The 12444-nt window shown below is 49.1% G+C and carries 5 protein-coding genes; all 5 read right to left on the bottom strand.

The window, feature by feature from the left end; translation table 11 throughout:
- Window positions 1-54: 54 nt before the first annotated feature.
- The 5 genes from HB364_RS23170 to HB364_RS23150 all read right to left on the bottom strand — a co-directional run bounded on the left by HB364_RS23170 (window position 55) and on the right by HB364_RS23150 (window position 12415).
- A complete protein-coding gene (locus HB364_RS23170) occupies window positions 55-2460 on the bottom strand; it encodes an ABC transporter permease (RefSeq protein ID WP_167290716.1) in 2406 nt (801 codons plus the stop codon).
- Between the two features lie 37 nt (window positions 2461-2497).
- Entirely contained in the window at window positions 2498-4951 is a 2454-nt protein-coding gene (locus HB364_RS23165; RefSeq protein WP_167290715.1) for an ABC transporter permease, read from the bottom strand.
- Between the two features lie 14 nt (window positions 4952-4965).
- Window positions 4966-7359 carry an ABC transporter permease gene (locus HB364_RS23160; RefSeq protein ID WP_167290714.1) on the bottom strand — a complete coding sequence of 798 codons (2394 nt, stop codon included), beginning with the start codon at window positions 7357-7359 and terminating at the stop codon, window positions 4966-4968.
- A 156-nt stretch (window positions 7360-7515) separates the two neighbouring features.
- A complete protein-coding gene (locus HB364_RS23155) occupies window positions 7516-9903 on the bottom strand; it encodes an ABC transporter permease (RefSeq protein ID WP_167290713.1) in 2388 nt (795 codons plus the stop codon).
- Between the two features lie 100 nt (window positions 9904-10003).
- On the bottom strand, window positions 10004-12415 hold the full coding sequence (locus HB364_RS23150) for an ABC transporter permease (RefSeq protein WP_167290712.1): 2412 nt from the start codon (window positions 12413-12415) through the stop codon (window positions 10004-10006).
- Window positions 12416-12444 lie beyond the last annotated feature (29 nt).

Genomic DNA, 12444 nt, shown 5'->3' with positions numbered 1-12444 from the left:
ACACGAACCAATAATTATTAATTAATAATTATTGATTATTGCCTTTGATACGTTTTACTCACTTCTCAATGACTTCACCGGATTAGCCAATGCGGCCCGCACAGCCCGGTAGCCTACCGTGATCCAGGCAATGACTATGGAGCCGGCAATGGCCACCAGGAAGATACCGGCGCCCAACGGGATGCGGTATTCAAAATCCTGCAACCATTTGGTCATAAGGTACCATGCCAAAGGACCAGCAATGGCAAATGATATGATGATGAGCAACGTGAACTCGCGTGAGAACAGGTATACAATATTGCCAACCGATGCGCCCAGCACTTTACGGATGCCTACTTCTTTTACACGCTGGGCGGCCATGAAGGATACCAGGCCATAGAGGCCCAAACAGGAAATGAAGATGGCAATGGCGGCAAAAATGGTATAGAGCTGTGATAGCTGGGTTTCCCGGCGGTAGAAGTTGTCAATCTTCTCATCCAGGAACTGGTATTCATATACAAAGTCGGGATAGGTGCTGGTCCATAACTTTTCAATATAAGCCATCGTCTCCTTGGCTTTATCCGGGTGCATCTTTACACTGAAAGCCCGGTAGTACGCTTTCGAGGGAGCCAGGATGATGGGATCAATGGGGGTACGCAGAGAGCGTGCATGAAAATCCTTTACTACGCCACAGATATTTCCTACGTGTATCCCATCCCATAAGTTAATCCTTTTACCAAGGGCTTCCTGTGGGTCTTTAATGCCCAGTTTTTTCAGCAAGGTTTCATTGACCACAAATTCCCTGACAGTGTCATTAGGCTGGAAAGGCTTGCCTGCCACGAAGGCAATGTCATAGGTTTTAAAGTAGTCTACATCGGTCCATTTAAGGTTGGCTTCAAAGCCGGAGTTTTTGTCTGTATTACCGAACTTAAAATCACTGCTCGAGTTACCATTGTCTGCCGGGCTGGCAAAGTGGAAGCTCAGGTTTTCAACACCCGGTTGTTGCTGTAGCTGTGCGCGGAGATAGTCAATCTTTGCCCTTCCGGCACTATCGGCCGGGATAGGCACATTCAGTATGTGGTCTTTAGTAAAGCCAAGGGAAGCATTTTTAAAATAGTTCATCTGACTTACTACCACCAGCATACCAATGATCAGTACCTGTGCAATGGCAAACTGGAATACTACCAGGCTCCTGCGGAGGGTGAGTCCACCGGTTGTTGTAGCAGCGATCTTGCTTTTAAGGGCTGTGATCGGATTGTAACCTGATAATACAAGGGCGGGATAAAAGCCTGCCAGTACCGTTACGAGCAAGGTTACTGCCAGCAGAAAGACCGGTATGGTAAGGTTATTGAAAAAGGAGAGGGATAGTTGTATTTGCAGTAAGGCATTGAGCGATGTGATCACCAACGAGGCAACGCCGGTAGCCAATACAACAGCCAGCAAAGTGATGAGGAAGGTTTCACCCATGAACTGGATGATAAGATGCTTCCGGTCACTGCCCAATACTTTGCGAACGCCTACTTCTTTAGCGCGGTTCACTGCCTGTGCAGTAGCGAGGTTAATGAAGTTTACACAGGCAACGATCAGCAGGAACAGGCCCACCATCGATAAGGCAGTGATCAGTTCCCGGCTAAAGGTTTGGCGTGATAAAGTGTTGAAGCGGGTATCAAAGTGCATATTGCTGAGCGGCTGTAAGAGGATACCATCTCCGGCATTCTCGGCCGGTTTGTGTTTCTTCACAAAGCCAGGCAATAAGGCGCTGAGCCTCGAAGCCGGGTAATTTTCGGGCAGCAGCACAAAGCAGTTATGCGAGCTGTAGATGCTTACCCAATCGGTGAGGTTGGGGCTTTTAAAGGTTTTAAAAGAGGCTACTATCTTTAATGGTACATCAGTATTGGGCGGCGGATTTTCCAGGATGCCGGTCACTTTCAATATATCTGCATTCTCAAATTTAATAGAACGTCCCATGGCTGCATGCCAGTCGCCAAAATACTTCTCTGCCATTTCCTGTGTAAGGACTACGGTATTGGGATCCGATAAGGCTGTTTTGGGATCGCCGGCCAGCCAGTTGAAATCTAATATTTCAAAGAGTTCCGGTTCAGCAAAGAAGAAACCTCTGGCTTCTTTAAATTTCTTTCCCGGCTGGTTATGTTCATCCAGTACGGTAATCTGGTCATTGCCACTACCCAGTATGCCGGCCACTTTAGCCAGTTCGGGAAAGTCTTCCCGCAATCCACGGGGAACCGGAAAAGGTACGCCTGAACTATGGGTTACTTCATGCTCTCCCCTGAATTCTGATACGGCCCTGTATATACGGTCCTTCTTGCTATGGAAGGTGTCAAAGCTGAGGTGATAGCTCACGATGAGGTAGATGAGCAGACAGGCGGCTATACCCACCGTGAGACCGGTAATATTGATGACTGCGTAACTTTTGTTACGGAGGAGGTTGCGGATGGCGGTTTTGAAGTAGTTCCTGAACATGGTTTATAGACTTATATGTGACTGTGTTACTATTCAATTATTCACTCCTCAGGCTCTTCACCGGATTGGCCAGGGCTGCACGCACCGTTTGAAAGCCCAGTGTGAACAGTGTTATGATCATCATGATCGCAGCACTCAGCACAAATACCCAGGCGCTCACAGAGGTACGGTAGGCGAAGTTTTCCAACCATTGATGCATACCCAGCCAGGCAACCGGTGTGGCAATCACGAACGCGAGAAGCACCAGGGCCATAAAGTCCCTGGATAACAAGGCCACCAGTTGTGTAACGGAGGCGCCCAATACTTTGCGAACGCCAATCTCTTTTACCCGTACGGAAGTGGTATACATCACCAGGCCCAGCAGACCCAGGCAACTGATAAAGATGGTGAGTGCGGTAGCCCATATCAATAATGTAGAAACCCGCTGTTCATTTTCATAAAACTGGGCTATCTGTTCATCGTAGAAGCTGGCCGAAAAGTCCATTTCGGGGTAGAACTCTTTCCAGGCTTTCTCCATTTTTTTAATAGCTGCCGGCCATACTGTCCCGGCATCGTTTTGTGGGTGCAGCAGCATGTTGATCGTAAGGGCTATGTTGGTGCCATTGCTGATGGCCAGCGGTTTAATGGCTTCATGCAGGGACCGCTGGTGGAAGTCGGCCACTACGCCGACTACGGGTAGTTTTTTATTATTCCATTCTATATATTTTCCAACGGCATCCTGCGGTTGCCGGAAACCCAATACATGGGCATAGGTTTTATTGATGAGCAACTGGCTGGCGGTATCGCTTTGGATAATATTCTGACCAGCTAATAAGGTAAGCCGGAATAGTTTGATGTAATTGGTGTCGGCGTACTTGAGCTGCACATTCGATTCAATGGGTTTGTTTCCGTCTTTATAGATCATTGTGGTGGACCATACGCTATTACCCGAAGGCGGGTTGTTGGACAGGCTCACCATGGCCACTTCAGGGATGGCAGCCAGTTTATTCATTAATACCTTTTTATTGGTGCGTACAGTGTCACGGTAGTTGGTACTGAAATAAACGATGGCATCTTTCCGGAAGCCCATATCCATATTGATAGCGTAATGGATCTGTTTGCTTACGAGGATGGTGGCCATAATAAATACCTGTGCGATCACGAACTGGGATACGGTAAGTGATTTGCGTAACCAGGCATTGCGTGTTTTGCCGGTATTGGCATACGCCTGATTTTTGAGTACAAGTATAGGTTTATAGCCCGATAGTATCAGTGCAGGGTAAAAGCCTGCCAGTATGCTAACGCCGATCAGCAGCGCCAGGAGGAATAAGAGGATGCCGGGCTGTTGTACAAGGTTGAAATGCAAGCCTGCAGGAAGGAAGCCGGAGAATGCCTTTAATAATAACGGTGTTGTTATTACAGACAGCATGGTGGCCATCAGGGTGAGCAGGAAGGTTTCACTAAGGAATTGAAGGACCAGTTGTGTTTTCAGGCTGCCCAGCGTTTTCCGGATACCTATTTCTTTGGCCCGCTGCGACGACTGTGCGGTGGCCAGGTTGATAAAGTTGATGATGCCCAGTAACAGCAAAAAGGCTGCAATGGCCAGCAGGCCATAGAGTGTGGGCTTATGGGCGGTGCGCTGATCAAAGTTGCGATAATCGGTATTGAAATGAAGATCCTGCAAAGGTTGTAGCAGATGTGCTGTCTTAGTATTATCGTCTTTCCCCGGCTTTTGGTGTTTGTTAAACAGGGTATGGATAGCTGTTTCTATTTTGCCGGCAGTAACGCCCGGCGAGAGTTTAATAAACAACTGTGAGTCGCCGGAGGTATTGTTCCATGACAGCGGATCGCCCGACATTATCCCTGCTTTGTCAAGTGTACTGTAGGATATAAATGTTTTAAAGGTGAAATCAGTATTCCCGGTGAGGTCTTTGACAATACCTGTGATGGTGCAACGGATATTATCATCGAAATATAATTCACGGCCCACCACCTCTTCGGGTTTTACTCCCGGGAAGTACAAGGCGGCGCCAGCCGTGCTTAATACTACCTGGTTGGGTTGTTGCAAAGCCGTTTTACCGGACCCTGCCACCCATTCATATTGCAGCAACTCAAAGTAATGCTGATCGGCAAAGATGATCCCTTCCGGCGATTTATGAACAACGGGCTTTGCCTTACGGCTATCCGGCACACTGATCTTTTCTGCACTCCAGGTGTGGAAGGGAGCTACTACCTGCAGTCCGGTCACTTCGTTGCGTACGGCATCGGCCATTGGAACAGGCACACCGGGGTTCTTGTGTACCTGGCCATCGGGAGAGGTGAACCTGGATACAATACGGTAGATGCGGTCGCCGTCTTTGTGGAATTTATCGAAGCTGAAGTCATATTGCACCAGCAGGTAGATGACCAGTGAGGCACTGATGCCAATGGCCAGTCCTGCCATGTTAATAGCAGTGAACACCCTGTGCTTCCAGAGTGTTCTTAGTGCAATTGTTAAATAGTTTCTAATCATGTTTATGGTTGTTGTTACTCATTCCTCAAACTATCCACCGGGTTCGCCAATGCCGCCCGCACGGCATGGATACTGATAGTGGCCAACGTAATGACCAGGGCCAGCATACCAGCCAGGCCAAAGATCCACCAGTGGATATCTACCCGGTAGGCGAAACCCTGCAACCATTGGTGCATGCCTATCCAGGCAATGGGCGTGGCGATCACAATGGCGATCAATACCAGTTTGATAAAATCCTTGCTCAGCATGGTGATAATGGAACTTATTGAAGCGCCCAAAACTTTCCGGATGCCGATCTCCTTTACCCGTTGTTGCGCAGTAAAGGCCGCCAGTCCGAACAGGCCGAGCGAGGCAATGGAGACAGCCAGTACCGTGAAGATGAGCGACAGTTTTTCCTGTTTCTGCTCAGCCGCATACTGGCGGGCGAAGTTCTGGTCGAGGAAGCTGAACTCTACCGGGTTGCTTTTATCAAATTGTTTGTACACATTTTCTATATAGGCCAATGCTTCCTTCGTATGACTGTTGTTGATCTTTACATAGAGATTGTCTTCCATAGAAGCTACAGGAGGCATCATCAGCACCATGGGTTCTACCTTGTGTTGCAGGGAAAAAGTATGGAAGTCCCTGATCACGCCCACTACTGTTCTTTCGCCGATCTCGCCGGCGCCGTATTTGAACCGTAACCGTTTATTGAGGGGATCGGTCCAGCCAAGCTCTTTCGCCAGGGTTTCATTAATGAGGGCGGCGCCATATTTATCCGATTCAATGGCGGTAGAGAAGTTCCGGCCCTGGCTTACTTTAATCTCCATGGCAGGAATGTAACCGGCATCCACCACCAGTTCCTGCGCCAGTTTACTACTGGTGGAGAAAGAGCCGTCATTCTTTTCAAAGTGGAAGCCATGGGTGCCGAGGTTATTATTGCCGATGGGGTTGCCGGCAGCGGCCACACCTTCTATCAATGGGTTTTTCAACAGCTGTGTTTTGATAGCTGCCACCTGATTCCGCACGGTCCGGTCATGGATATGAAAAGTAAGCACCTGCTTTTTATTAAAGCCAAGGTCTTTACGGGAAGTGTATTGCATTTGCTGGTAAATGATCATGGAGCAGGCGATCATCACAGCCGTAATGACGAACTGGAAAACCACCAGTGATTTCCTGAACAGGATATTGTTGGCCAGGTTGCCCATTTGTCCTTTCAGGGCAGGAATGGTTTTAAAGCGCGACAGGAACAGGGCCGGGTAGATGCCACTGATGATGCCGGTAAGCAGGGCAAAACCAATAATGACAGTGAGGGTAGCCGCAGTACCAAAGCGCCATACGGTTAAATTCTTATCTGCCAGGGAATTGAACAAGGGCAGTAAGATGGTGATCAAAAAGAAGGCCGCTGCTGCTGCCACAACAGTCATGACCAGCGCTTCTGTAATGAACATGCCCACCAGGTGCCTCCGGCCCGAACCGATCACTTTGCGTACGCCTACCTCCCTGATGCGGGTGGAAGAACGGGCGGTGGAAAGATTGATGTAATTGATAACGGCAATGATCAGTACCAGGGCGGCGATAGCAATAAAGATATATACCCGCGTGATGCTGCTGTTGGCGCCGATCTCCACCTGCAGGTTAGAATGCAGGTGAATGGAAGTGAGGGGCTGCAGCTCTACCCGGTAGTCCTTTATGTTCATCATCTTCTGAATGGTTTGACCGGCCCAGTCGGGCAGTTTGGCCTCCAGCTTTTTGTAGTCAGTACCCGGCTTCAGCAGGAGATAGGTGTACACACTAAAATTCTGCCAGCCTTCTGTCCAGCCGGCAGGCAAGGAGCGCAGACCGCTGAACTGTATGTGAGAATTGCCCGGGATATCTTTAATAACGCCGGTTACCCGGTTGGGGTAGTTGTTCTCAAAATAGACGGTTTGGTTGAGCGCCTTTTGCGGGTCGGAAAATAATTTACGGGCCAGGCTTTCCGTCAGCACAATGCTTTCGGGTTGGGCGAGGGCTGTTGCTGCGTTCCCGCTGATGAAAGGGAAGCTGAATACTTTAAAGAGATTGGCATCTGCAAAGAGGATATCATCTGCTTTGATAGGATTGTTGTTATAGCTGATGATACCACCGCCTTCCTGCAGGATGCGGGTGGTTTCCTGTATTTCGGGATAGGTCGCTTTCAGGGAGCCTGCAAAGGGCGCGGAGGTAGAGGCCTGACTGATATTGCCGCCTTCCCAACTGGCATGCTGGGCCACGCGGTAAATACGGTTGGCATTGGCGTGGAACCGGTCATAGCTCAGTTCATCGGCCACATACAAGGCGATCATCCAAAAGGCCGTTAACCCGATGGCAATACCCGTAATATTGATGGCTGCGTAGGTTTTGTTGCGCAGCAGGTTGCGTAAAGCAGTTTTGAAATAGTTCCTTAGCATAGTGTTACTGTTTTAAACTTTCAGGTTACGGGTACTGGCATCCATACAAAACAGAAAGCATACCGTCTTTACCTCAGTTGTAAATCAATTATTTATGCATAAAGTACTACGAACATGTTCGTTAACAGTACAGGAGTCGTCCGTTTTTGATACAAGCTACTCACTACGTAAGCTCTTCACCGGGTTCATCAGTGCCGCCTTTACAGCCTGGAAGCTGACGGTACAGGCCGCAATGAGCAGTACGATGAAGCCTGCTACGCCAAAGACCAGCCAGCCAATGCTGATGCGGTAAGCGAAATCCTCCAGCCATTTGTTCATGGCCCACCAGGTAAGCGGTACGGTAATGACAAAAGCCAGCAGCACCAGGCCCAGGAACCCTTTTGATACCAGCAGCAATAGCTGTGTTACGGAAGCTCCTAATACTTTGCGGATACCTATTTCCTTCTGGCGTTGCTGAATGGCATGGTAGGAGAGGCCAAAGAGTCCCATGCAGGCCAATATGATCGCAATACCTGCAAACAGGTTCATGATCTTGCCCAGGCGGATCTCGGCATTGTACATTTTATTGTAATCCTCATCGAGAAAGTGATAGTCGAATGGACGATGGGGCACCAGGCTTTTCCATTTGGCCTGTAATGCCTGGATCGTTTGCGGAATATTGTTGCCGGTTATTTTCACCAGTAAGTTCCTGCCCCATCTTTCAGGAAACAGTACGAGGGGCTGGATGGGGGCGTGCAGCGACTGAAAATGAAAATCCTGGACCACGCCTCTTACGATGCCGGGCCGTGAGGCATCGAGGAACATCTTTTGGCCAACGGCTTCCTGGGGTGTCCAACCTAGTACTTTGGCGGCCGATTCATTAAGGATATAATGATAGATAACTTCCTTGCCTTCCGGTTGGTCCAGGTCGGCCATATCCTGCCGGGTGAGATCGGAGCCGGCAATGATGCGCATGCCCATTGTTCTGATAAAGTCTTCATCCACCGGGTTGGCGATTACCGACATGTTATCCGTTTCGGGCATAGTGGCGGTACGCATGTTATAGCCGCCAACAATAGAAGTAGGAAGGTGGGCTGTACGGGCAACGCTGGTAATACCGGGAACCGTCAGCAATTCCTGTTTGATGGTGCTGCCCATATTGTTCATCTTATTATCGTAGGGCAATACCAGTACATGGTCACGCTCATAACCCAGCTTTTTTTCCTGTATGTACCGCATTTGCTGGTGAATGATGAAGGTGGCAATGACAAGGAAAACAGAAATGCCAAACTGGAATACGATGAGTGTTTTACGCAGCCAGGCGCCTGAACTGTTTTTGCCTACCGGGCCTTTCAACACTTTTACCGGCCGGAAAGCGGCCAGTACCAGCGCCGGGTAGCTGCCTGCCAGAAAGCTGATGCACACGATCATCAGTAGTACAATAGCTACCGTAGCAGGGGATAGTAAGGAGCGGGCGGAAAGGGTGGTACCTGCCAACTGGTTGAAGGCGGGTAATAACAGTATTACCAATCCCGCGCTCATCAATACCGCCAGCATCGATAAGAGGAGCGACTCACTGATGAATTGCCGGAAGATCTGTTGCTTTAAGGCGCCGATGGCTTTACGGATGCCTACTTCCTTGCTGCGGTCCAAAGACCGGGCCGTGCTCAGGTTCACGTAAGTAAAACAGGCAATGGTCAATACCAGCAAGGCAACACCGGTCAGTATGTAGAGGTAGGCAATATGGGTATTGGGCACAAAGCTGTCAAACTCACTGTGCAGGTGTATCTGGTCAAAATGCTCCAGCGTAAATTTGATGAAGGCATTTTGTCCGGCCATGTCTTTTTTCATATAAGCGGACAGGTTGGCCTGTAAAGGAGCAAAAGCCTGTTTGTCTTTCAGCAGCAAAAAGGTGGTATAGTTGGCATTCCACCACGTCTTTTCCTGGTTGGCCTGCAGGGAAGAAAAAGAAGCGAGGAAATCAAATTTGATCTGCGAATTGGAAGGGCAATCTTCCATAACACCGGTAACCTCATAGGGCGTGGCATCGCTGCCTGCTTTCAATATTTTGCCCACCGGGTTTTCAGCGCCAAAATATCTTTTAGCAGCAGAGGCCGTCAATATTACTTTATGGAGCCCGGAGAGCGACGCTTTGGGATGCCCCTGTAATAACCTGAAAGAAAAAACGTCGAAGAACGTAGAGTCGGCATACATAAAGCCTTCTTCTTCGAACTGTTTATCGCCGAGGGTAATGATCCGGTCATAATTGGCCATCCGTACGCCTGTTTCCACTTCGGGAAAGGTGCGTGCCAGAACCGGCAGCACTTTGGTGCTGGTAACCGGTACTTTCTTAAAATCACCGCTGGTGAAGCGGTAATCCATCAATACCCGTGCAATGCGGTCGCCCTTTTGCTGGAAGCGGTCATAGCTGAACTCATGCTGCAGGTATAAACCAATGAGCAGGCAACAGGTAATGCCCGTTACCAGTCCCAGTATATTGATACACGCCATGGTTTTGTTCTTCCATAAGTTTCTCCAGGCGGTCTTTAGATAACTTTTAAACATGCTGCATTTCTTTTATTGGTTATTTTTTCTGCGCGAACGAATAATCAATAATCAGTAATTATTAATTAATAATTATTGATTATTGCTTTTGCTTCGCTGTCTATTCACTTCTTAGACTTTTCACCGGGTTCATCAACGCCGCTTTAATGGCCTGGAAGCTCACCGTAAGCGCTGCGATCAGCAGGGCGATGATACCGGCCATACCAAATATCCACCAACTGATAGCCGTACGATAAGCGAAATCCTGCAGCCACAGGTTCATGGCCCACCAGGTAGCCGGGATCGCAATCACAAAGGCCACCAGCACCAGGTACAGGAACTCTTTGGTCACCAGCAGCAATACCTGCTGCACCGTAGCGCCCAACACTTTTCGGATGCCTATTTCCTTGGTACGTTGTTCGGTGGTATAAGCTACCAGTCCAAACAATCCCAGGCTGGCAATGACTATAGAAATGATGGCGAAGAGGGTAAAGACCTGCCCGCTCTTCTTTTCCGCTGCGAACAGCGCTGCAAAGCGGTCATCAAGGAAGGAGTAGGTGAAGGGTGCATCCGCGCCAAAAGAAGCCCAATCCTTTTTTACATCGGCCAGGAAGTGCTGCACATCGGTGGTCTTTATTTTGGCGATCACCGATCCACCGTTCCTGCCCAGTAGCATCATCAGTGGCGCAATCTTTTGTTTGGCAGAGGTATAATGAAAGTCTTTTACTACGCCTACAATATTGTATTCACGTTGACCTGAACGCACAATGGTCCGGCCCAGCGGATTGCCTTTAATGCCCAGTTCCCGTACAGCCGTTTCATTGATCAGTACACCTGCTGAATCGGAAGGATAGTCTTTTGAAAAATTCCTGCCTGCCGCTACTTCCATGCCCAAGGTTGGCAGGTAATCATAGTCAATACGGTAGATGCCCGTTTGAATTTCTGTATGTGGATCATTGTCCCGGATTGGCTTTACAAAGATCTGGGTGCCATCCATAATTCCGGAAGCCGGTACCGACCAGGAGAGGGTGGCATTGACCACGCGGCTGTCCTGTAATAGTTTTTGTTTGAAGGCTGCTTCATTATTACCAAGCGCGTAGGAGTCCTGTATAATAAGCACCTGCTCTTTATTGTACCCCAGCTTAATGTTTTGCATGAAATGAAGCTGCCGGTATACTACGATGGTAGCGATGATGAGCGCCGTAGAGATCACAAACTGGAATACGACAAGGCTGCTGCGCAGCATACTGCGGCGGGGTTGTGCAGACAGCGTACCCTTTAATACTTTGATGGGCCTGAAAGCCGACAGGAAGAAGGAGGGATAAATACCGGCCAGCATACCTGCCAGCAGGCTCACCCCAAGAAGGGCCAGCAATGATTGGTATTGCAGGAAGAAGCCCATACTGATCTGCTTGCCCGACAACTGGTTGAAGGTCGGAAGCAATGCATAGACGATGCCGAGGGCGATGAGTGTAGCAACGCTACTCAGCAAAACGGATTCTGCCAGGAATTGGGCAATGAGCTGCCCCCGCTGCGAGCCCATTACTTTACGGATGCCTACTTCCCGGGCGCGTTTGGCGGCGCTGGCGGTAGACAGGTTGGTGAAGTTCACACAGGCCAGCAATAAGATGAACAGGGCAAGGGCGCCAAAGATGTACAGGTAATTGATATCTCCATTGGGTTCCAGCTCATATTTGGTATGGGAATGCAGGTGGATATCGGTGATGGGTTGCAGGTAAAAGCGGAACGTGTTCACCGACTTTTGTGCTTCCGCCAGCGAAATGCCCATATCCCGTTGTACTTCGGGTACTACAAATTTAGCTACCAGTTGAGGCAGTTTGGCTTCCAGTTGTTTGGCATCGGCGCCGGGCTTTAGCATCAGGTAGGTGGCATGGGATACATTGCTCCAGGTGGCCTGCCGGTTGCGTTCTTCGGCGGATGGGCTCATGGCCAGGTCAAAATGGAAGTGGGAATTGTCCGGCACCTTATCAAAAACACCGGTTACCTTATAACTCACACCGGCAAAGGTGATGAGCTTTCCCAATGCAGGTTCCTTGTCGAAATATTTAACAGCCGTAGCCTTTGAGATCACCATGGAGTTAGGTTCCATGAGGGCTGTTTGCTGATCACCTTCCAGTAAGGGAATGGAGAAGGTGTGGAGGAAATTGGAATCGAGGAAGACCACCCGTTCTTCTTTGAACTGCCTGTCTTTATACCGTGCAAAGAGTCGGCCTGTCTTCTGAAGACGGGTAAAAGAAAGCACTTCCGGGAAAGCCTCTTTTATACCCTGTCCCACAGCTCCATCTACCGCGGGGAAGTCGGTAGCGCTTCCATTGGCGTCCAGGTGTATGCCTACGCGGTATAGCTGTTCTGCCTTATCGGCGTACCGGTCATAGCTAAGCTCATCGTACATAAAAGCGGCAATGAGCATAAAGCAGGTGAGGCCTACGGAGAGGCCAAAGATGTTGATAAAGGAAAAGGTTTTGTTCTTTACCAGGTTACGCCAGGCGATTTTGAAATAATTCTTTATCACAATTAGTGTTTTATTGTTAGCTACTCTTT

It is taken from the genome of Paraflavitalea devenefica (assembly GCF_011759375.1).
GTDB lineage: Bacteria > Bacteroidota > Bacteroidia > Chitinophagales > Chitinophagaceae > Paraflavitalea > Paraflavitalea devenefica.
This window is presented reverse-complemented; position numbering and strand designations above follow the sequence as displayed.